The sequence below is a fragment of the Bacteroides sp. Ga6A2 genome, assembly GCF_000702225.1.
Lineage (GTDB): Bacteria > Bacteroidota > Bacteroidia > Bacteroidales > Bacteroidaceae > Ga6A1.
Genome location: NZ_JNKX01000016.1, coordinates 76,827 through 98,326, shown reverse-complemented (window position 1 = coordinate 98,326; position 21,500 = coordinate 76,827). Strand labels below are relative to the sequence as shown.

Sequence of the window (21,500 nt, the reverse complement as noted above, 5' to 3'; positions counted from 1 at the left end):
AATTAAAGAATCAAAATATGAAACACTATATTTATGCTCTTGGAGTAGCGATGGCTCTGACAACTGGTTTCAGCAGCTGTTCTGATGTGTTGGATGAGACTCCGCGCGGCAAATTTACTCCAGAATATTTTAAGACAGAAGACGGTGTTAAGGGAGGTATAACTGCATTGTATGCAAACCTTCGTAACACTTGGGGACAGGGTTATTTCTTCAATGCCTTGGAAACTGGTACCGATGAGTACACATACGGGCAGAGTGCCGATGAGAACTTCAAGTGTCTGGATATGACACCAGAAGTTTCTAACATCAAGCCAGATAACTGTCGTGCCGATGCTCTTTGGGGCGCATCTTTCACCGATATCAATACAGCAAGTGGTGTAATCGAGAACGGTGAGGCTGCCGGCATCGATGCAGCATTGCTTGCAGAGGCTCGTTTCTTCCGTGGTTTCGACTATTTCGAACTTGTTCAGACATTTGGCGGTGTGCCATTGGATTTGGGCGCTGGTAAGTTGAAGTTCAACACAAGTACAAACCGTACAAGTGTGCGTAATACTGTACCTGAGGTTTACGAGGAGGCTATCTTCCCTGATTTGGAAAAGGCTGTTGAGGACCTTCCAGAGGTAAGCCGTGTAACTGGTGGTGTAACAAAGACTACTGCACGTTTGTTCCTTGCAAAGGCATACCTTACATACGCATGGTGGAATGTAAATCCAAACAACGTGCCTACTTATCCAGAGTGTGCTCGCGACAAGAGCAAGGCAAGTTCTTACTTCCAGAAGGCGTATGATACTGCTGTAAAGGCAATCAAGAACCCTGGTAATTATGCTTTGCAGGAGTCATTCTACAATGTATTCCTTGGTCAGAACGACCGTAATTCAGAGATTCTGCTTTATGCCGACCATACTGCTCAGGATCAGTACTTTAACGGTGGCGTAGACTATGGATATGGTAGTGGTGCTGCACCTGATAACTTCTCACACTGGATGAACCGTTGGAACTATACAACTGTGCGTTCTTGGGGTTGGGGCAAGGATGAACAAGGCAATAATGTAAAGAAGCCTTTAGAGACTGTTAAGCGTGAGGCTGCTCAGTGGGCTGACCGTCCTTGGACTCGTATGGCTACTCCACAGGAGGTTGTGACTATGTTTACCGACAAGGATAAGGACTCTCGTTGGGACGGTACATTCGTAACTACATTCCGCGGTAACTGGAAGAAGGGTGGCGACAATACAGACTCATACTTCAATGCAAATGACCTTTCTGTAAGAAACGGTAGTGCAATCCTTACATTCCTTGGCGAGAACGATGAACATGTTCAGTACGACAGAACTTACACAAGCAACGTAGGTGCTGGTACTCTTCCTGGTCGTGCCGATTGGATTCTCACTCCTGACCATATTAGCCGTGTCGTATATCTGAATGTATGGAAGAACGGTTACTACAGCGAGACAACAGATACTACAACATTGGGTACTCCTAACGGTGCATGTCCTCGTCCTGTAAACATTGCACGTTTTGCAGAACTTTACCTTATCGCTGCCGAGGCTGCCGTTGCTCCAACAGAGTTGGGCGTTGGTTCAGTAACAATCCAGGAAGGTTACAGTGCTCGCGAGTTGGTTAATGTATTGCGTGCCCGTGCTGGTAAGTGGACATTCAACAATGGCGGTAACTGTGCTTATGTTGCAGATTACAGCGAGGAATTGACTGCTGCTACTCCTGAGACTATCACAGTTGACTATATCCTTGACGAGCGTTTCCGCGAGTTCTTCGGCGAGGGTCTTCGCTGGTGGGATTTGGTTCGTACCCAGAAGTGGGAAGAGCGTGCTTCAACCTATACAATTGGTGGAAACAACAATAATGACTTTGATAACAACTGGAAGGATATGAAGCATACTCGTACTATCAAGAAGAACTATTATCTTCGTCCAATTCCACAGGGTCAGCTCGATGCTATGCTTATGACTCCTGCCGAGAAGGCTGCATACCAGAATCCGGGTTATTAAAAATAAAATGTTGACTAATCAATCAGTACAGAATATATATTGTTAGTTAAATTTTAGTAGGATTTTTCATTGGAAGCCCAGACCGTGTAGGTCTGGGCTTTTTTGTTAATTTTTGTTATATTTTAGATTTTTTAACGAAAATGTTTTTCTGAATATTTTCATAATACATACTTTTGCACTCGCAAAAAAGCAAAAATTTACTTTTAGGTATAATAACAACATAAAATTAACAAACAAAGATGAAAAGATTATTTCTAATTCTTGTTGTCATGGCATTTGCCGTTTCTTCGGCCGTGGCAAAGGGAAAGGATACACCCCAAAAAACACTTACTTTGTATAATTTGGCTGACGAGATGAGACCAACAAATATGAAAGGTTTGAAGTGTACGCTTACATTGGCTGATGGAAAGACTGTTTCGGGATATATGGTTGATTATAAGGATGCAAGTAGAGTAGATGTTGTAACGATGATTCGTACTATGAGCAGAATAGAGATAGCAGATACTCCAGATGCTAAAAAGGGAACAGAGTACAATGCTAATGATGCAAAGGAAGTTGTCTTCGAAAAAGGAAAAAAGGAGTATCAGTTTTTGTCTATGTATGTAATGACGCCAAATACTCGACCGAAAAATCTTAGACACAATAAGCAGAAGTGTTTTTTGCCATTAGTATATGAAAATAATGGTATCTATGGTTTTCTTTCTTATGGTGATTATAAAGAAAAAACAAAAATTGAAGGTAAGGAAATGGATCTTGTAATAATAGACAAGGTTTTGACATATGTTTGTAGTTATTGCGTTGAGGGCGATGAAGTGGTTGTTCCTTATTGGCAGCCAGATTATAAATTTGGAATTGGTGTGAAAACAGGATTGCGCTATTGTTTCGAGCGTTTTCCTAAAGTCATGGAATATATTAAGGACAAGAATTTCAAGATGAAGGAAATAGCTGGTGACCCTCTTGGTTTCTTGGATAAAGTTGTTGAATTGAAATAAGTTAATAAGATAATAACTGGGTTGAAAAGGGGAAAGATTGGTGGGCGTGGAATAGCGATATTCTGCGCCTTTTTTTGGCTCTTAACGTACACTAATTCGGGATAAGAAACGTAGTCTTTATGCATTATGAAATGATTATTCGGATTGACGCTGAAAGCGTCACCTATCAGTAACCGCAGCATCCGTAGGATCTGCGGACTGAAATGATACAAATATAAACGACCCTGAAAGCGGTCGCCCGATGCGATAGATGGGGCACTCCTTCAGAGTGCTTACCGTTGATGGTTCTTACTCCGCAGGTCGTTCCGACCTACGGTTACTAAGCGGAGACGCTTTCAGCGTCTGTAAGCGTTTGTTGTAGGATTTCTTCGGGATGCCTTCGGGTTTCCTTCGGGATTTCTGCATGTGTTATGAGTACAATCTGTACGTTAATCCCGAATTCGCGTATAGCCGCAAAACAAGGCGTTTAAAGCAAAAAGCAGAGGCGTACAACCCTTTGGATAGGGAAGTGCGCCTCTGCTTGCTTTATGGCTTGTTGATGATAGTGCTACTCTTCGTCTGAGTTGTCAGACTTGGCATCGCTGTCGAAGAGACGCATCTGCCCCGTCAGTTCGTCGAAAATCTCGCTTTGCGACTTGTCTGCGTCCGCATCGTTGATGTTGGCTGTCGTGTTCTCGTCGTCGCCATCCTCGGCCTCAGAATCGGCATCAGCCTCGTCAGGCTCTGGGAAACGCAGCGGCTCGAGTTCGGCAACCGTATCAACCTTCAGCGTTGATACTCGCTTGCCCTTTGCCTTGAAGCCTTTGCAGGCAATGAAACTGTCAACATCAATCTCCTCGTCGTTGTGGAAACTGTCTGCACCGCCAAACTTTACGAGGAAGCGCGGATAAACTTGCGATGACAGAAGGATGAGATAACTGTTCGGATTCTCGTTCAGGAACGACTGCTTGCGCGCTATCGCCTCCATCTTGAAACGCTTTATGTATACAAACTTCTGGTCGGCATCGTAAACCGCCGCGCTCCACACCTTGTCGGCATCGAATTTCTCGATGAACAGGATATTGTCGGGATAATGGTTGTTGATGTCGAAGTTTGTGATGAAGAATTCGGCATTCTTCTGAACAACAAGAATTGAATCCTCGCTCTGGAACTCGCCCAGATATTCGCCGCGTCCGTCGTAGTTGAGGCGCAGCACATCGCGGTCGAACCAAACCTTTCGTCCGCCGAGCGTTGAAACACCGTGCGACTTCAGTCCGATGCGCAGAACCTCGTTCTTAGAAAGAATGTTGCCGAGACTCTGCTTGCCCTTGATGGCGATGTCCTTGAAATCCTTGTCGAAAATCAGTTTCTTGATGCGCGGAGTAGGGCGCAGCGTAACCTTGATAACCTCGGCCTCGCCGTTCATGTTGGCGGTAAAGTACAGAATCTTGCTGCCCTCCTTTCCGGTGGTAACATCGTACTCCTTGTCGCGTGTTATAGAGTTTACGAAGAAACGCTTCATATAACTGTAGCCCTCCTTTCCGTCGCGATATACAACGTTGTATATTGTACGGCGGTCGTTGCGCTTGAACACGTTTACATAAAGCACGTTCGTGCCGACGAATACCTTGTCGGCAACCTTTATCACCTTGTATTTTCCGTCTTTGTAGAAGATGATGATATCGTCGATGTCTGAGCAGTTGCATACAAACTCATCCTTCTTCAGCCCTGTGCCGATGAAGCCCTCGGAGCGGTTGATGTAGAGTTTCTGGTTTGCCTCTGCCACCTTTGTAGCTTCGATGGTGTCGAAACTGCGAATCTCGGTGAGGCGAGGATGCTCTGCGCCGAATTTCTGCTTTATGTGTTCGAACCAGTTGATGGTTACGTTTACCATGTGTGCAAGGTCGTCGTTAATCTCGTCAATCTCCTCCTGAGTACGCTTGATGTAGTCGTTGGCCTTGTCTTTGTTGAACTTGAGGATGCGCTGCATCTTTATCTCCATCAGGCGCAGAATGTCATCGCGGGTGATAGCGCGGAAGAAGTCCTTTACGAACGGTTCGAGACGCTTGCCGACGTGTGCGATGGCTGAGTCCATGTCGGGAGCCTGCTCAAATTCCTTGTCCTTGTAGATGCGCTCCTCGATGAATATCTTTTCGAGTGATGCGAAAAGAAGGGCTTCCATGAGTTCGCTCTTGCGAATCTCGAGTTCTGTTTGCAGCAGATGCAGAGTGTTGTCTACGCTCTTCTTCAGAACCGTGCTTACGTTCAGGAACTTAGGCTTCTGATCCTCGATAACGCAGCAGTTTGGCGATATGCTCACCTCGCAGTCGGTAAATGCGTAGAGCGCGTCGAGCGTCTTGTCCGACGATACGCCCGGAGCCAAGTGAATAAGAATCTCGGCCTGAGCCGCCGTGATGTCTTCAACCTTGCGTACCTTTATCTTGCCCTTCTCGATGGCTTTCAGTATGCTCTCGATGAGCGTTCCGGTCGTCTTGCTGAACGGAATCTCGCGTATTACCAGCGTCTTGTTGTCGAGTTTCTCGATTTTTGCGCGCACCTTTACCGAGCCGCCTCGCTCGCCGTCGTTGTACTTGCTTACGTCAATGCTGCCTCCCGTAAGGAAATCGGGATAGAGATGGAATTCCTCGCCGTTAAGGTAGGCGATGGCAGCGTCGCAAATCTCGTTAAGGTTGTGCGGAAGTATTTTTGAAGACAAGCCCACGGCAATGCCCTCTACGCCCTGAGCCAGAAGCAGAGGGAACTTTACGGGCAGCGTGATAGGCTCCTTGTTTCGTCCGTCGTACGAGAGTTTCCACTCCGTAGTCTTAGGATTGAAAACAGTTTCGAGTGCGAATTTTGAAAGACGAGCCTCGATGTATCGCGGTGCAGCGGCATCGTCGCCGGTTAGGATGTTTCCCCAGTTTCCTTGACAGTCGATGAGCAGTTCCTTCTGTCCTAACTGAACCAGCGCATCGCCGATGGATGCGTCGCCGTGAGGGTGAAACTGCATGGTGTGTCCCACGATGTTGGCAACCTTGTTGTATCTGCCGTCGTCAAGACGCTTCATTGAGTGCAGAATTCTTCGCTGCACAGGCTTCAGACCGTCGCCAATGTGCGGCACGGCTCTCTCAAGGATAACGTATGAGGCATAGTCAAGAAACCAGTTCTGGTACATGCCCGTGAGTTGGTGCGAACCTTCAACGGTTGTTATATCTTTTGTCTCGTCACTCATATATTTTTATTAATTCTTCAAAAATAAATGCACTTTTATAAACAATGCTTGCAAAAATACGAATAAAATTGAAAAAAAATCGCTTTCTTTGCAGAATAATTGGCAAGAAGCCCCAGCGCAGCCGAGGCTATGCCGCGAAAAGAAAGACAATTAGAAACAAAACAAAACATAAATGGCACAGGAAGATGTATTTAAGAAAATCGTGTCTCACTGCAAGGAGTACGGTTTCGTTTTCCCATCAAGTGAAATCTATGATGGTTTAGGCGCTGTTTACGACTACGGTCAGAACGGTGTTGAGTTGAAGAACAATATCAAGCAGTATTGGTGGCAGAGCATGGTGCTTCTGCACGAGAACATCGTTGGTATCGATGCTGCTATCTTTATGCACCCAACAACATGGAAGGCTTCGGGACATGTAGATGCCTTCAACGACCCTTTGATTGATAACCGTGACTCAAAGAAGCGTTACCGTGCAGACGTGCTCATAGAGGAGCAGATTGCTAAATACGAGGAGAAGATTGAGAAGGAAGTAGCCAAGGCTAAGAAGAAGTTTGGCGATGCCTTTGACGAGGCTCAGTTCCGTGCCACAAACGCACGCGTGCTTGAGAACCAGAAGAAGCGCGACGACCTGCACGAGCGTTACAGCGTTGCAATGAACGCCAACGACCTCGATGGCCTGAAGCAGATTATCCTCGACGAGGAAATCGTATGCCCTATCTCTGGTACTCGCAACTGGACCGACGTTCGCCAGTTCAACCTTATGTTCTCTACCGAGATGGGTTCAACTGCCGAGGGTGCAAGCAAAATCTACCTCCGCCCAGAAACTGCACAGGGTATCTTCGTTAACTACCTTAACGTGCAGAAGACTGGTCGTATGAAGATTCCGTTCGGTATTGCACAGATTGGTAAGGCTTTCCGTAACGAGATTGTAGCTCGCCAGTTCGTATTCCGTATGCGTGAGTTTGAGCAGATGGAGATGCAGTTCTTCGTAAAGCCGGGAACTGAGCTCGAGTGGTTTGCAAAGTGGAAGGAGACTCGTATGAAGTGGCATCTGAATCTTGGCTTCGGTGCCGAGAACTACCGCTTCCACGACCACGAGAAACTGGCTCACTATGCCAACGCCGCTACCGACATCGAGTTCAAGATGCCGTTCGGATTCAAGGAAGTTGAGGGCTGCCACTCTCGTACTAACTTCGACCTTAGCCAGCACGCTAAGTATTCTGGCAAGAAGATTGAGTACTTCGACCCAGAGACAAACGAGAGTTACACTCCGTATGTTATCGAGACATCTATCGGTGTTGACCGTATGTTCCTCAGTATCATGTGCCACGCTTACACAGAGGAGACTCTTGAGAACGGCGAGACTCGCGTTGTGTTGAAGTTGCCTGCTGCTCTTGCTCCAACAAAGCTCGCTGTAATGCCGCTTACAAAGAAGGACGGTCTGCCAGAGAAGGCTCAGGAGATTATCAAGCAGTTGCGCTTCCACTTCAACTGCAAGTACGACGAGAAGGACTCTATCGGAAAGCGCTACCGCCGTCAGGACGCAGTTGGTACTCCATACTGTATCACTGTTGACCACGACACTCTTACTGACGGAACAGTTACTCTTCGTAACCGCGACACAATGGCTCAGGAGCGCGTTAAGATTGACGACCTCGTTGGCATCATCGAAGACAAGGTTAGCATCACAAGCCTTTTGAAGAAGCTTGTAGACTAAGAATATCAACAACAAAGGGGAAGGCTTTTCTCGCGAGAGCCTCCCCCTTTTATAAGCCAAACTATTAAATATGAAGAAATTCTTTCTGTTTCTTTCTGTAATCGTAAGCGCATTGTTCGTTGTGTCGTGCAAGGAGAGTACCGAGGACGACGAGTATGCAAACTGGACTGAGCGCAACAAGGATTACATCGACTCTATCCGCGTTGTGGCAACAAAGAGCGTATCGGCCAACGACGGCGAATGGAAGATAATCAAGAACTGGAAGTTGGTGGCCGACGGATTTAGCTCAACTGCCGTTGCAAACACTCAGGACTATGTGTACTGCAAGGTGCTGGAGAGCGGCAATCAGGAAACCGATACTCCGCTGTATACCGACTCGGTAAAGGTGCACTACTTGGGCAGACTTATCCCAACAAAGACTTATCCCGAAGGACAGGTGTTCGACCAGTCGTTCTACGGCAAGTTGAATGACAATGTGGACGTTCCGTCACAGTTCTTGGTAAACGGTGTCATTACCGGCTGGACAACGGCTCTGCAATACATGCATCCGGGCGACGTATGGCGCATTTACATTCCTTACAGCCTTGCCTACGGCGAGAGCGGTAACTCATCTGGCTCGGTTACTATTCCGGGCTATTCTACGCTTATCTTCGATGTAGAACTGTATGCTTTCAAGCGCACAGGCAGCAAGGAGTGGACAAAGAAATAACGAATATTTATCGAATAGGTTAAAAGAGGGAGAATCAGTGATTGATTTTCCCTCTTTTCAGTAAGATGCTTTCTGCGTCATTCATGTTCAGCTGAATTTCTACACTCTACCTTCGGTAGCAAGCGACCACAGGTCGAGCGCAGACATTCTCTTATCCCGAGTATACTCTGGATATATCCAACATATACCCAACATATATCTAACATATACCTAACATATAGCCAACATATAGTTTACATATAGCTTACATATACCCTGCGTATAGCTTCCCTATACCTTGCCATCATTTTGTATCTACCAAAAGAATAATTCGTATTATAATTGTCCTCCATAAGTTCTCAGCAATTATGAATTGTGAATTTTCAATTATGAATTCTTTGGCTACCATTTGAATTGCTTCCCCGTATTTTGGACGTTCCTAGGACGTTCCTACGACGTATCTTGAATGTACCTTGAATCTATCTTCTGTCTTGCTACCATCTTCCTACCTTCTTGCTACCTTCTTTCTACCTTCTTCCTACCCACTATTTTGTATTTACCAAAAGAACATTTCATATCATAATTGTTCTTTGAAAAAACTCAGCATTTATAAATTCTGAATTGATTTGATTTTTCAATTTTCAATTTTCAACTTTCAACTCATCATTGTGAATTGTCAACTGTCCTCTGAATTTAAAAAGCCCCGACCGTTGTATAGAGTTGGCCGGGGCAAAGAGTTTTTAGTTGCTACGTCTCAGAACAAACACGTTGTTGTTCTTTGTGTAATTAAAGTGAGCTGCGCTCGAAAGGATTGATATAATATCGTCTATGTTCTCGTCGGGCGAGAATGTTGCCGTAACCTTGTATTCGGCAAGACTGTTGTCTTTTATTATGATTTTCACATTGTATTCCTTAGACAGCCTCTGGGCAATGACCTTCATTGGCTGGTTCTTGAATACGATGTCTGGGCGTTTTGCCTCTGCCGGAGCGGTCGTTTCGGTCTTGCTTACCTTAGCCGGCGCAAACCACTTGTCGTAGTTTGATATGCACGCAATGCCTATGCCTACCACCAGGGCCAGACTTGCTGCTACGGCTGTGCGCATATACAGTCTTCGGCTGCTACGGTCTGCGTCGTTGGCAGACATAGCCCTAATGCCAATTCGGCGGCACAGTTCGCCGTAGGCATTGTTTGCGGCAAAGCGGTTCTTTGGTGAGTGAACCGATGCCGCCATACGGGTTATAGTTTTCTCAATGTTCTTTACCATATCTTGGCGCCTTTTTTTATTTTCAACAAATCTCTTGTTACTACAGCCTTTGCCATTGCCGACACGCTGAAGATGCCCGTTCCGCCATTTACGTTTGACGGCACTATTGGGGTAGGGCTGAGGGCATAGCCTTCCTCGTAGTTCTGGAACGAGGTGATGGCTTGCAGGTAGAAATATTCGCTCCGCGGAATGCTGCGGATTTCGAACTGGATGTTCTCGGCGTATCCTTCGCTTCTGTAGTATGGCGATTTAATGTCGATGGCAAGCGTGTATTCGCCGTTCTTGAAGTACGAACTGCGGAATAGTCCGTAGTAGTTGTAGACGTTCTCGACCATGTCGATGTCGTCTACGTCCTCGAAGTTGTTTTCTTTCTTTATCTCGCCCTCGCTTAGCGCGATGTCCGATGAGTATGAGTATTTGTGGTAGAGGTCTTTGTTGTAATAACTTACCTGCTCAACTACGCCTTCGCGCACGCCGTAGGCTCCAACAGTGGTGACTTCTTGTGTAACCGAAAGTCTGTAATACTTCATTTCGGAAAGCGCGCTAAGGTCTTTTATTCTGATGAAATAGCGCATGAAATGTTGCGCGTAGTGATACTTGTCGTACATCACCACCTCGACAGAGTCGATAGAAAGAACCTCTACCGTGTCGGGTACTACCACTTCTGCGCTTGCCTCGTATTTGTCGGCTTTAGCCTCAATCTTGACCTTGTCGCCGCTTTCGAACTGGCTTTTTATCATATATGTCGAACTTTGCGAGGTGACTTCTTCTGACAGACTGCCGTTGACGAAAATCCTGACTTGTGCGCCTTTTACGGGCTTTGTCTCAGTATTTCCCGTTAGGTGAAGTTCAACGAAGTTGGCGGTGTCGTTGGCTGTCATCAGCGAGTTGATGATGAGGCGTGGCTGCTCGTTAAAGTCAACCGTGCCTATTTCCTTGTCGCACGAAACGGCGAGGAGCGATGCTATGGCGAGAGCCAGAATGTAAATATGTCGTTTCATTTTCTTCAGAATTTATATGTGAGTGATGCCGACGGAACTATCGTCATCAGCGTAAACTGTTTCATTTTGCGGAGCTTTCTGCCGCTGTCGTCTTTGTAGATTTCGGTGTAGAGCATGTCCTGATTCTTGTTGTTGTACACGTTCATCACGCTTATGTTCCAGATGCGCTCGCTGTGCTTCAGTTGCTTGTGAAAGTCAACGCTCAGGTTTAGGCGGTGCGACGGCTTCATCTTGTAGTTGTTGCGCTTGCCAAAGTCGTAGTACTCAACGTCGTATAACTCGGACGAGCCGCACTGGTTTGCTTCGTTGAAAGTTTGTCCGCCATTGTTCTGTTGCGGAAAGATGTATTTTGTCTGCTGAGTAGACAACGTGGTGTATCCGCCAGTGGCAAAGTACCATGTTGCGTTCAGGTCGATGCTCTTTGTAGCCTTGAACATGGCAAGGATGTTGAAGGTGTGCCTGTGGTCGAACTCGAACGGATAGCGTTCGCCGTTGCTTATGCTTCCGTCGGAGAACTGGCGTGTTGATTTTGAGAGCGTGTAACTTACCGAGCCAGTTGTGCGACCGATGCTCTTGCGCGCCATCAACTCAATGCCGTAGCTTCTTCCGTTGCCCGAGCTAACCTTGTCCGACCATCCGATAGAACTGCCCGAGAAGCCTGCTCCGTCGCGATATTCAATCAGATTGTGCATCTCCTTCCAGTATGCCTCAATCTGTAGCTCTATGCCCTTCCAACGGTCGTAGGTAAGTCCAACGGCCCACTGGTCTGCGCTGATAGGCTTTATCTTGTCGTTTATCGGCACCCAGAGGTCTGAAGGCAGCGACAACTGCGTCGAGGTGGTTAGCATGTGCGCATACTGGTGCATAACCGAGTACGATGCCTTTGCGCGCAGACCGCCGCCAAGGTTGTGGCACAGCGACAGACGCGGTTCTATGGCAGGATAAGTCTTGTTTGGAACGGAGAACATCAAGGCTCTCAGGCCGGCGTTGAACTGCCATCTGTCGCCAAGATTCATGTCGTCGTCGATGTAGGCGTATAATTCATGTCCGTCTGATTCCTCGCCTGCCGAGGTCGATTTGTAGTCTGTTTTTGTTGTAGCCCCATCCGAAACCTCGCTCTCGGTATATCTGTTTGTCTGCGTCTCTGGCTTGAAGCGGTGCATCGTGTATCCGCCGCCAAATTTGATGTGGTGGTTACGGAACGTATGATGGTCGAGGTCAATCTGTGCCGTAAGGTCGTTTACGCCCGAATTGTAGTTGGATATGAAGAAATCGTCGTTGTAGAAATTCTTGTTGTTGATATACATCTTGAACTGGTTGTATCCAACCATGATGTTTCCGAATACACTTGGCGAGAAGATGTGGTTCCAGCGCGCATTGAGCAGCGTGTTGCCGAACTTAAGGCTGAGGTCGCAGCCCGATTTGTCTGTCAGGCTCTCGCCGTTGTAATATCGTTCGTTTTCGCTTCTGAACTCCTCGTAAAAGCCGTCTCTGCCCTGATAGAAGCCGAGATAGAGGCGGTCGTTGTTGCTTAGCTTATGACTCAGTTTGGCGTTTATGTCGTAGAAGTAGAGGTCCATCGACTTCAGCTGCTCGTCGTCCTGCTTTGCCATGATGCTCATCAGCCAGCCGGCATACGAGCGTCGTGCCGAGAGGAAGAACGATGTGCGCTCTTTCTTTATCGGACCCTCGAACGAGAGGTGAGACGAGAGCAGACCGATGGAGAACAATCCATGGTAATTCTGCATGTCGCCGTCCTTCGTTCTTACATCTACGATAGACGACAGTCTGCCGCCATATCGTGCCGGAAACGATGCGCTGTAAAAGTCGATATGCTTTGTTGCCTCGGGCATGAAAGCCGATGCCATGCCGAGGAAATGGTTCACGTTATAGAGCATCACGCCGTCGAGCAGATACAGGTTCTGGTCTGAGCTGCCGCCTCGCACGCTTATGGCGTTTGTGCCGCTCATTCCCTGCTGCACGCCCGGCAGAATCTGTAGCGATTTCAGCACATCAGCCTCGCCCAAGATGGCTGGCGTGCTCATTATTTGCTGAGGCGATATTGTCATCGCGCTCATTCGCGTGCTGCGGCTGCCAGTGTCGGGGCGGTCCGATTCAACAATAACCTCGGGCAGCTTCAAAGATTCGTTAAGCATCACGTTCCTGAAGGTGTTGCCACTCAACTTTATCTTTGAGCGCACAGGTTCGTAGCCCATGTACGAGATTGTAACGTCGTATTCGCCCTCGGGCAGCGGCATACTGAAATAGCCGTAGGCGTTTGTGGTGCAGCCGGTTGCCAGCAGAGGGCAGTACACGTTTGCCCCGATGAGGCTCTCGTGCGACTTGCTGTCCATAACGTAACCGTGAAACTGATAGTTGGTCTTGATTGTAGCAGGCGTAGGCTTTTTCTTGAAAAGCAGAATATGTTTCGCGGTGATTTTGTAGTCAATGTCGGTATTCTTCAGTTGCTCGTCGAGGATAACCTTTATCGGACGCTTGTCCGAAGGGTTTATTACGATTGGCTTCTTCAGCTCAACCTCCTCGCCATAAACGAGTGTGTACCTTGGGTCTTGCGCCATCGACATCGTGTGGCTCAGCAAGAACATCAACATTGTCAGAGTAATTTTTTTCATCTGTAAGATTGTTGTATTATATCAGTTTTTTATTGTTCTGCCTATAAGACAGCCGCGAAAGAAAAAATCCCTACGCCAATGACGAAAAAAATTAAAGAAAAATTAAAAGGAAGCGTTTTGCCTGTTCGTCGCCGTGCTTCATATACGCCTCAATCGCGCTGCGGATGTGCTTCAGAGCCTTCTGCATCTGCGCGTCTACGGTCTTGGCGGATATGTTGCAGAGCTGTGCCGTCTTATCGTACGACAGCCCTTCTTCCTTTACATGCATGAAGACGGCGCGGCACTTCTCGGGCAGTTCGCCAAGAGCCTTCTCGTACACCTCGAACAGTTCAGACTGCTCAAGCCTCTCGCTTGGGTTCAGCGCGCCGTTGTCCGACTCGGGCAGTTCGTCGTGGCTGAACCGCTGCTCTTTCTCCAGCATGTTTATGGCGGCATTCTTCACCATCGTAAAACTGAAGTTTCTGAAGTTGCGCGGCACAATCATCGTCTTGCGCTTGTTCCAGATGTCGGCAAACACGTCGAGCGTAACATCCTTTGCCATCTCGTCGTCTTGCAGATAGAAGAAGGCTACTCTGAAAAGCCTCTCGTAGTTCTGGTGGAAAAGCGTGGCAAAGTCTTGCTCCGAGTCGTTTTTCTGAATGTTGAATAAAAGTCCTTCTGTATCCATCTTTATATAAAAACCTCTCTCGCGAATATTGTCGTTCTTATGTTCGTGAGAGAGGTTATAGTTTTTCTTGTTAGTTAGGTGTGACTGCCGAGTATTCTGTCGTCCATGTTCTCTCAGTCATCTGGAAAATCATTTTGTAGTATAATCCCGATTCTTTCTCGCTCATATACAGTTCTGTAAGAGGCCTGTCGGGATATTCTTGGTTGTACGCCTCGACGTAGGTAATAACCGAAGGCGGAAGTGGCTCGTTTATGTCGAGCGGATAGGTGGTTTCGTCCCACTTAAATTCGTCATTGTTACTGACCATCTTTGTGTGAATCATTTTCAGTATTCCATTGTCTCGGATGTAGATGCAGTTTCGAAAACTGTAGGTAATGCCTAAGATTGATGCGTTTGGATATTTTTCAGCCACCCATTCTAATATCTGGCAGAATCTTGGATGATTTTCAGATTGAATGGATGTGCACCAACTACAATTGTCAAGTCTTGTGCCATCTTCGCAGAAAGCAAATGAATATAAACTTTTTGAGTTGTCATCGTCTGGCAACGTGATATAGGCTTCGTACAACTTGTTTTCTATTCCGTTTCTTGATATAATCATCACATAATCGTTGCTTTCCCAGTTTCTCATGTCGGCTATTCTCAGAATTTGCTCTTTTACTGCGCGAGGCATAATATCCATCGCATCTTTTAATGCGTATTTCTTCTGTGTTGCCGCCCATTTGTGATTGCTGTAAACCGTTACACATTCTTTGGCATTCTTTTCCGAAAACTTGATGCAGACGAAATTGTCGTCGTCATATCCATATTGGTCGTTGATGAAGGCTGTAGGGTTGCGTGACTTGAAGTCTTCCACTATCTCCTTTGGTATGTGGTAGTCTCCTGATTTTATTCTTGCTACATCATCGTTGCAGGCGCAAAAGAGTCCTGCGGCAAAAGCCAATGCGATTGTTTTAAGTATTCTTCTCATCATCATTCTTTTTAGTTTCTCTCATGTAGAGTAGTTTAATAAAAATATTGGCAGAATCAGTGGAAACCGATTCTGCCAACTGAAATATCCAATTCAAACAAAATGTTTTACTTGTTCTTCAGTAAATCGCGAATCTCAGTAAGCAACTTGATGTCTTCTGAAGGTTCTGCCGGTGCTGCTGCCTTCTCTTCTTCTTTCTTCTTCTTTGTCAAGGCTGTGATGCCTTTTACGATTAAGAAGATACAGAATGCGATGATAAGGAAGTCGAGCACGTTCTGAAGGAATGCTCCGTAGCCGATGCTTACAGGCTCTGCGCCCTCTGGTGCAAGCGGATTTGCAGGAAGCACAATCTTCAGATCCTTAAAATCAACGCCACCGATGAGCCAGCCGATAGGAGGCATGATGATATCGGAAACGAGCGATGTCACAATCTTGCCGAACGCGCCACCGATGATAACACCGACAGCCATGTCGACAACATTGCCACGCATGGCAAATTGCTTGAATTCGTCGAGAAACTTCATGGTAAATTTTATTTTATTGATTAGTTATTTTTAGTCAGGCTGGTTACTTTACGTTGCCAACCTTTATCAGGTACTCTGCAATCTGAACGGCATTCAAGGCTGCACCCTTTTTAATCTGGTCGCCAGAGAGCCAGAAAGTAAGGCCGTTGTCGTTAGCCAAGTCCTTGCGCACGCGACCAACGTAAACATCGTCCTTGCCGCCAGTGTAAAGTGGCATTGGATAAGGCAGATCCTTCAGAGTCTCCTTTGCAGCGTCTGGGTTAGCCTTTGTGCCAACAGCCTTAGGGTTGTCTACCAAAGTTACACCGTTTGCAGCGGCAAGGGCAGCCTGAGCCTCCTCTACGCTGATAGGCTTCTCTGTCTCAATCCATACAGCCTCAGAGTGTGCACGGAGCGAAGAGATGCGCACGCACATTGCAGAGCAGCGTGCATCGGTGTGCATAATCTTCTTTGTCTCGTTAAACATCTTCATCTCCTCCTTGGTGTAGCCGTTGTCCTGGAACACGTCAATCTGAGGAATTACGTTGTAAGCAAGCTGATATGCGAACTTGTTTACTGTAGGCTGCTTGCCCTCGGCAAGTTCCTTGTACTGCTGCTGAAGTTCAGCCATTGCAGCTGCTCCTGCGCCAGATGCGCTCTGGTATGAAGCGATGTGTATTGTCTTGATGTGCGAAATCTTCTCGAGTGGCTGCAAGCATACAACCATCATGATTGTCGTACAGTTCGGGTTTGCGATAATGCCGCGTGGACGGTTAAGTGCATCCTCTGCGTTGCACTCAGGCACAACCAATGGCACGTCGTTGTCCATACGGAATGCGCTCGAGTTGTCGATCATTACAGCACCGTACTTGGTGATATCCTCTGCAAATTCCTTTGAAACACCTGCACCTGCTGAAGTGAACGCGATGTCCACGCCCTTAAAGTCATCGTTGTGCTGAAGAAGTTTGACCTCATACTCCTTGCCTTTGAATGTGTACTTTTTACCGGCAGAACGCTCTGAACCGAATAAAACCAACTCATCCATAGGGAAGTTTCTCTCTTCGAGTACACGCAGGAACTCCTGTCCTACTGCACCACTAGCGCCAACAATTGCTACTTTCATTTTCTTGTCTTGTTTTATGAATTATAAATGTTATAATTTGTCGGCAAAATTATGAATTTATTTTTATTTACCCAATTTTTTTACTTACTTTGCAACAATTTTATACTTATTCGTGAACTTATGAGCACTCTGATACCCAATTTCCCAATAACAGACCCTACATGGGTATTCTTTATCGTGCTGTGCATCATTTTGTTTGCGCCGATAATCTTTAACCGCCTGCGCATTCCGCACCTTATCGGAATGATTATTGCGGGCACTCTTATAGGCCCTTATGGATTTAATGTGTTGCTCTACGACAGCAGTTTCGAACTGTTTGGAAGAGTGGGCATTTTCTACATAATGTTTCTTGCCGGACTGGAGATGGATATGGTGGGGCTCAGGCAGAACTCCACCAAGGGAACGGTGTTTGGACTGCTTACGTTTGCTGCTCCGTTTGTGATAGGATATCTGCTGGGCGTTTATGTGCTTCACTATTCGTGCATGGCATCGCTGCTGCTGGCGTGTATCTTCGCATCGCACACGCTGGTAACGTATCCGATAGTAAGCCGCTACGGACTGAGCCGTCATCCGGCAGTAACTATATCAATAGGTGCAACGGTTGTGGCTCTGTTCCTCGCGCTGCTCATTCTGGCGGCTATTTCAGGAACGTACAACAGCGATATGGACGGCTGGCTCTTCTGGCTGGTCTTCACGCTGAAATGTGTTGCCTACATTGCTTTCGTATTCCTTGTGTTTCCGAAGGTTATCAGATGGTTCTTCTGTAATTACGGCGATTCTGTTTCGCAGTTTACCTTCTCGCTCGCGCTGGTCTTCTTCAGCGGTGCGATGGCGGCTCTTGCCGGACTGGAGGGCATCATGGGCGCGTTCCTTGCCGGAATAATCCTTAACAGATACATTCCGCATGTGTCTCCGCTGATGAACAGGCTTGAGTTTGTGGGTAACGCGTTGTTCATTCCCTATTTCCTGATTGGTGTAGGAATGATTATCAACGTACGCCTTCTTGCCGATACCGATACGCTCCTCGTGGTGGCTATAATGCTGCTTGTGGCAACCGTGTCGAAGGCTATTCCGGCATGGGGCATAATGCGAATCTTCAAGATGAGCCGTGCCGAGGGTGTTATGATGTTCGGTCTGACCGATGCCCATGCTGCCGGTGCGCTGGCAATGGTTATGGTGGGCACTAAGCTCGAGATTGCGCCGGGCGAGTATCTGATGAACCATTCGGTGCTTAACGGCGTGGTTATGATAATTCTGTTCTCGTGCATCATCAGTTCTATTGCAACCGAGCGCGGGGCGGCAAAATTGGCTCACGAGGCTCAGGAGAATCCTGTCAAGCACGAGGGCGACGACGAGAAGATTCTTGTTCCGCTATACAATCCTTACACCATGCAGGACCTTGTGTCGGTGGCTATGCTTATGCGCAACGCCAAACTCGGTCGCGGACTGATAGGCCTGAACGTGGTTATAGACGATGAACATGCCGATGCGCGGAAGCAGTTCGGCGAGCAGATGCTCGACAAGGCGGTTAAGATTGCCGCCGCATCGGATGTGCGTATGCAGACGCAGAATCGTTTGGGCACAAACGTGGCATCGGCTATTCTTCATGCCATGAAGGAACTCGATGCTTCGGAGATTGTGATGGGTATGCACCATCAGAAGAACAACATGCTCGACTCGTTCTACGGAACGATAACTCAGAGTCTGCTCACGGGAATGTCGCGCCAACTTACGATAGCCAAGCTCATAATCCCGTCGAACACGCTCAGGCGAATAATCGTGGCTGTTCCGCCAAAGGCAGAGTTCGAGAAGGGCTTCCACAGGTGGATGTCGCGCATTGCACGGATGGGCGCGCAACTCGGGTGCCGAGTAAACTTCCATGCCACGAAAGAGACGCTTCCTTTCATCGAAGGATACATAAAGAAAAATCATAAGGATGTGCGTGCGGAGTTCATTCTGCTCGATAGTTGGGATAACCTTATCCTGCTTACCGGCGAGGTAAACTATGACCATCTGCTTGTTATCGTTTCGTCGCGCCGCGGCTCGATAAGTTACCGCCAGTCGTTCGAGGAACTTCCGACGCTGATAAACAAATATTTTGCAAATAACAGTTTGCTGTTGTTATTCCCCGACCAGACGGGCGAGGACGAAGACCTCATCTCGTTCATCGAGCCTGTCAAGTCGGACAAGGCGGCTACTTGGTCGCCAACGGGCTGGATTTCAAGAGCAATGAAAATGCATTTGAATAATGATTGAAGTTAAAGGATTGACAAAGAGCTTCGGCTCGTTGCAGGTGCTTAAAGGCATTGATTTGAAAGTAGAGAAGGGCGAGGTGGTGAGCATCGTTGGTCCGAGCGGCGCAGGCAAGACAACGCTGCTCCAGATTATGGGAACACTCGACAACCCCGATAGTGGCAGCATCGTTATAAACGGAACGGACATAAGAACGTTGAACCAGAAGAAATTGGCGGCTTTCCGCAATCAGCATATCGGATTCGTGTTTCAGTTTCATCAGCTTCTGCCAGAGTTTACGGCTCTCGAGAACGTGATGATTCCGGCGTTCATAGCAGGCAAGCACGGCAAGGACACAAAGACACGCGCCGAGGAACTGCTTGGCTTCATGGGACTGGGCGAGCGAATGAACCACAAGCCTAACGAGCTATCTGGCGGAGAGAAACAGCGTGTGGCGGTGGCTCGCGCATTGATGAACAATCCGGCGGTGGTATTTGCCGACGAGCCTTCGGGCAGTCTCGACAGCAAGAACAAGCAAGAGCTGCATCAGCTTTTCTTCGACCTTCGCGACAAGTTCGGGCAGACATTCGTAATCGTCACTCACGACGAGGAACTGGCTCGCCTTACCGACCGCACCATTCAGATGAGAGACGGACTGATAATTCAGCCTGCGCAGACCGAAATAATTACTCCCGAGGCTGAAAATAACGATAAAAATGAACAAGTAAACGATTAAAGATTATGGCACATGTTAAAATAGGAAACTACAATCAGCTTGAGGTTGTAAAGACGGTAGATTTCGGCGTTTATCTCGACGGACACGACGATGGCGAAATCCTGCTGCCAACCCGATACGTTCCCGAAGACTGTCAGGTGGGCGACATGCTCAACGTCTTCATCTATCTCGACCAAGAAGAACGCCTGATTGCCACAACACTCGAACCGCTGGTTAAGGTGGGCGAGTTCGCATATCTCGAGGTGGCTTGGGTAAACCAGTTCGGAGCGTTCCTCGACTGGGGCTTGATGAAGGATCTCTTCGTGCCTTTCCGCGAGCAGAAAATGAAGATGCTGAAGGGACACAAGTACGTTGTCCATTGCCACATAGACGAGGACAGTTACCGCATAATGGCATCGGCTAAGATAGAGAAATTCCTGTCGGACGAGATGCCCGACTATAATCCCGGCGACGAGGTTGAGGTGCTTGTCTATCAGAAGACAGACCTCGGCTTTAAGGTGATTGTCGAGAATAAGTTCAGCGGAATGTTGTACCAGAACGAGTTGTTCCAGTACGTTCACAGCGGCGACCGCCTCACAGCTTTCGTAAAGCAGGTGCGTCCCGACGGCAAGATTGACTTGAAACTTCAGAACAACGGCAGAGCGCAGATAAGCGAATTCTCTAACACTTTGCTCGAATACATTAAGGCGCACGACGGTCATTGCCGTTTCCATGACAAGAGTTCGACCGACGAGATTTACAACGAATTTGAAGTCAGCAAAAAGGTTTTCAAAAAGGCTGTGGGCGATTTGTACAAGCAGCATCTCATCGTCCTCAAAGGCGACGACGGAATCTATCTGGCATAAACAAGCAATAAAGCCGCATGAACCGGAAACGTTCGTGCGGCTTTATTTTATAAAAAACTCGGATGGGTATCGTTTTCTCCGACAACCACCCGAGATAGTGAAAATTATTGCGAATATGATATTGATGCTCTGTTATTTTGCCTGCGCGCAGAAGCCTGCCTTAATCTTTTTGCGAGTGTGGGCATAGTATCCCATTGTCAGCAGCAGGAAAGGCACGATAATAAGCAGTCGTATGTCTGCCATCTTAGCCGAGCACATTGTTATGTAAAGCATTGCAAGCAGCGTAAGCATAGCCATTGTCTTAATGTGCTTTACCAGCATCTTGGTGTTGCTCTCGCTCTCCTCTATGCGTGGAAGAGTGCTCAGTTTGTACGGATTCCGTTCGTAGTATTTGAAGATTGCAAAAATTATGACCGAAATCATAGGTAGCAGGATGATGAGGTTTTCAGTTCCCTGACTCGTTAGGTTGCCGCTGATGTCCCAATGCAGGATGACCTTTTTCGAACAGTTTGCCATTCTTGCAAGCGCAACGCCAAATGTTACGATGATGATTAGAGATGATACAATTTTGCTTTTCATTTTGGTAATAATTATTATTGTTCAACCTGTTTCCTGAAAAACATCATAATCCGTGTCTATGTAATGATTGCGCCATAATGCTTTAATTTTTGATAGCAGTTCTTTAGTTTTCTTATGAACAATGCCGTCTCTAAAACTTCAGGCTTTGCTTACATGTTTATTTACTGTCTGTTGCAGTTTATTTACACGTAATATTCAGTTTTCGCTATTGAAATTTTATGCAAAGAAAGTCAAAAAACACCAAGAAATGAAAAAACGCTGCCATAAAACATCTTTGGAACGTGCATTCTTGATATATATCAAAAAGCTTCTGCTTTGTGGAAGGCCTAAAATTA

At 47.1% G+C, this 21,500-nt stretch carries 16 protein-coding genes; 7 read left to right on the top strand and 9 right to left on the bottom strand.

Translation table 11 applies throughout. From position 1 onward, the window contains the following. The first annotated feature begins 17 nt into the window (after nucleotides 1-17). Both T538_RS0105670 and T538_RS0105665 read left to right on the top strand, forming a co-directional pair. Nucleotides 18-2,003, top strand: coding sequence for a RagB/SusD family nutrient uptake outer membrane protein (locus T538_RS0105670; protein ID WP_031532529.1), 1,986 nt, complete (start codon nucleotides 18-20; stop codon nucleotides 2,001-2,003). A gap of 239 nt (nucleotides 2,004-2,242) precedes the next feature. Continuing rightward, nucleotides 2,243-2,995, top strand: coding sequence for a hypothetical protein (locus T538_RS0105665; protein WP_031532530.1), 753 nt, complete (start codon nucleotides 2,243-2,245; stop codon nucleotides 2,993-2,995). Between the two features lie 547 nt (nucleotides 2,996-3,542). Here the strand turns inward: T538_RS0105665 and T538_RS0105660 are convergent. Continuing rightward, nucleotides 3,543-6,206 carry a DNA gyrase/topoisomerase IV subunit A gene (locus tag T538_RS0105660; protein ID WP_051655902.1) on the bottom strand — a complete coding sequence of 888 codons (2,664 nt, stop codon included), beginning with the start codon at nucleotides 6,204-6,206 and terminating at the stop codon, nucleotides 3,543-3,545. 172 nt (nucleotides 6,207-6,378) lie between these two features. Between T538_RS0105660 and T538_RS0105655 the strand changes: the two genes are divergently transcribed. Beyond that, nucleotides 6,379-7,923: a glycine--tRNA ligase gene (locus T538_RS0105655; RefSeq protein ID WP_031532532.1), complete on the top strand. Its 1,545-nt coding sequence runs from the start codon at nucleotides 6,379-6,381 to the stop codon at nucleotides 7,921-7,923. A 70-nt stretch (nucleotides 7,924-7,993) separates the two neighbouring features. Beyond that, nucleotides 7,994-8,632: an FKBP-type peptidyl-prolyl cis-trans isomerase gene (locus T538_RS0105650; RefSeq protein ID WP_031532533.1), complete on the top strand. Its 639-nt coding sequence runs from the start codon at nucleotides 7,994-7,996 to the stop codon at nucleotides 8,630-8,632. A gap of 719 nt (nucleotides 8,633-9,351) precedes the next feature. Here the strand turns inward: T538_RS0105650 and T538_RS0105645 are convergent. The 7 genes from T538_RS0105645 to T538_RS0105615 all read right to left on the bottom strand — a co-directional run bounded on the left by T538_RS0105645 (nucleotide 9,352) and on the right by T538_RS0105615 (nucleotide 16,773). After that, complete coding sequence (locus T538_RS0105645; protein ID WP_031532534.1) at nucleotides 9,352-9,876, bottom strand: DUF4974 domain-containing protein; 525 nt, start codon at nucleotides 9,874-9,876, stop codon at nucleotides 9,352-9,354. Next, nucleotides 9,870-10,877: a DUF4249 domain-containing protein gene (locus T538_RS0105640; RefSeq protein WP_031532535.1), complete on the bottom strand. Its 1,008-nt coding sequence runs from the start codon at nucleotides 10,875-10,877 to the stop codon at nucleotides 9,870-9,872. Before T538_RS0105640 ends, T538_RS0105645 begins: the two co-directional genes overlap by 7 nt. A 5-nt stretch (nucleotides 10,878-10,882) precedes the next feature. Continuing rightward, nucleotides 10,883-13,510, bottom strand: coding sequence for a TonB-dependent receptor (locus T538_RS0105635; protein WP_031532536.1), 2,628 nt, complete (start codon nucleotides 13,508-13,510; stop codon nucleotides 10,883-10,885). A gap of 91 nt (nucleotides 13,511-13,601) precedes the next feature. Further along, a complete protein-coding gene (locus T538_RS0105630) occupies nucleotides 13,602-14,177 on the bottom strand; it encodes an RNA polymerase sigma-70 factor (protein ID WP_051655900.1) in 576 nt (191 codons plus the stop codon). A gap of 70 nt (nucleotides 14,178-14,247) precedes the next feature. Then, nucleotides 14,248-15,153, bottom strand: a complete 906-nt coding sequence (locus T538_RS0105625; RefSeq protein WP_031532538.1) for a hypothetical protein — start codon at nucleotides 15,151-15,153, stop codon at nucleotides 14,248-14,250. 101 nt (nucleotides 15,154-15,254) lie between these two features. Next, nucleotides 15,255-15,671 (bottom strand): large-conductance mechanosensitive channel protein MscL, encoded by a 417-nt coding sequence (gene mscL / locus T538_RS0105620; RefSeq protein WP_031532539.1) that lies wholly within the window; start codon nucleotides 15,669-15,671, stop codon nucleotides 15,255-15,257. 43 nt (nucleotides 15,672-15,714) lie between these two features. Beyond that, nucleotides 15,715-16,773 (bottom strand): aspartate-semialdehyde dehydrogenase, encoded by a 1,059-nt coding sequence (locus T538_RS0105615; protein WP_031532540.1) that lies wholly within the window; start codon nucleotides 16,771-16,773, stop codon nucleotides 15,715-15,717. Between the two features lie 120 nt (nucleotides 16,774-16,893). Here T538_RS0105615 and T538_RS0105610 point away from each other — a divergent pair, with 120 nt between their 5' ends. The 3 genes from T538_RS0105610 to T538_RS0105600 are packed head-to-tail and all read left to right on the top strand — an operon-like array spanning nucleotide 16,894 to nucleotide 20,586. Further along, nucleotides 16,894-19,029 carry a cation:proton antiporter gene (locus tag T538_RS0105610; protein ID WP_031532541.1) on the top strand — a complete coding sequence of 712 codons (2,136 nt, stop codon included), beginning with the start codon at nucleotides 16,894-16,896 and terminating at the stop codon, nucleotides 19,027-19,029. After that, the gene (locus tag T538_RS0105605) at nucleotides 19,022-19,741 is read left to right on the top strand and encodes an ABC transporter ATP-binding protein (RefSeq protein ID WP_031532542.1); all 720 of its coding nucleotides are present in this window, start codon (nucleotides 19,022-19,024) and stop codon (nucleotides 19,739-19,741) included. The genes T538_RS0105610 and T538_RS0105605 overlap by 8 nt, the downstream gene beginning before the upstream one ends. A gap of 5 nt (nucleotides 19,742-19,746) precedes the next feature. Next, a complete protein-coding gene (locus T538_RS0105600; RefSeq protein ID WP_031532543.1) occupies nucleotides 19,747-20,586 on the top strand; it encodes a CvfB family protein in 840 nt (279 codons plus the stop codon). Between the two features lie 132 nt (nucleotides 20,587-20,718). On the opposite strand, the gene T538_RS0105595 is transcribed toward T538_RS0105600, so the two are convergent. Further along, nucleotides 20,719-21,165: a hypothetical protein gene (locus T538_RS0105595; RefSeq protein ID WP_031532544.1), complete on the bottom strand. Its 447-nt coding sequence runs from the start codon at nucleotides 21,163-21,165 to the stop codon at nucleotides 20,719-20,721. Nucleotides 21,166-21,500 lie beyond the last annotated feature (335 nt).

What these genes read in the sequence shown, in the direction of transcription:
- T538_RS0105670 (WP_031532529.1), top strand. Translation starts at nt 18, where the DNA reads ATGAAACACTATATTTATGCTCTTGGAGTAGCGATGGCTCTGACAACT.
- T538_RS0105665 (WP_031532530.1), top strand. Translation starts at nt 2,243, where the DNA reads ATGAAAAGATTATTTCTAATTCTTGTTGTCATGGCATTTGCCGTTTCT.
- T538_RS0105660 (WP_051655902.1), bottom strand. Translation starts at nt 6,206, where the DNA reads ATGAGTGACGAGACAAAAGATATAACAACCGTTGAAGGTTCGCACCAA.
- T538_RS0105655 (WP_031532532.1), top strand. Translation starts at nt 6,379, where the DNA reads ATGGCACAGGAAGATGTATTTAAGAAAATCGTGTCTCACTGCAAGGAG.
- T538_RS0105650 (WP_031532533.1), top strand. Translation starts at nt 7,994, where the DNA reads ATGAAGAAATTCTTTCTGTTTCTTTCTGTAATCGTAAGCGCATTGTTC.
- T538_RS0105645 (WP_031532534.1), bottom strand. Translation starts at nt 9,876, where the DNA reads ATGGTAAAGAACATTGAGAAAACTATAACCCGTATGGCGGCATCGGTT.
- T538_RS0105640 (WP_031532535.1), bottom strand. Translation starts at nt 10,877, where the DNA reads ATGAAACGACATATTTACATTCTGGCTCTCGCCATAGCATCGCTCCTC.
- T538_RS0105635 (WP_031532536.1), bottom strand. Translation starts at nt 13,510, where the DNA reads ATGAAAAAAATTACTCTGACAATGTTGATGTTCTTGCTGAGCCACACG.
- T538_RS0105630 (WP_051655900.1), bottom strand. Translation starts at nt 14,177, where the DNA reads ATGGATACAGAAGGACTTTTATTCAACATTCAGAAAAACGACTCGGAG.
- T538_RS0105625 (WP_031532538.1), bottom strand. Translation starts at nt 15,153, where the DNA reads ATGATGATGAGAAGAATACTTAAAACAATCGCATTGGCTTTTGCCGCA.
- mscL (WP_031532539.1), bottom strand. Translation starts at nt 15,671, where the DNA reads ATGAAGTTTCTCGACGAATTCAAGCAATTTGCCATGCGTGGCAATGTT.
- T538_RS0105615 (WP_031532540.1), bottom strand. Translation starts at nt 16,773, where the DNA reads ATGAAAGTAGCAATTGTTGGCGCTAGTGGTGCAGTAGGACAGGAGTTC.
- T538_RS0105610 (WP_031532541.1), top strand. Translation starts at nt 16,894, where the DNA reads ATGAGCACTCTGATACCCAATTTCCCAATAACAGACCCTACATGGGTA.
- T538_RS0105605 (WP_031532542.1), top strand. Translation starts at nt 19,022, where the DNA reads ATGATTGAAGTTAAAGGATTGACAAAGAGCTTCGGCTCGTTGCAGGTG.
- T538_RS0105600 (WP_031532543.1), top strand. Translation starts at nt 19,747, where the DNA reads ATGGCACATGTTAAAATAGGAAACTACAATCAGCTTGAGGTTGTAAAG.
- T538_RS0105595 (WP_031532544.1), bottom strand. Translation starts at nt 21,165, where the DNA reads ATGAAAAGCAAAATTGTATCATCTCTAATCATCATCGTAACATTTGGC.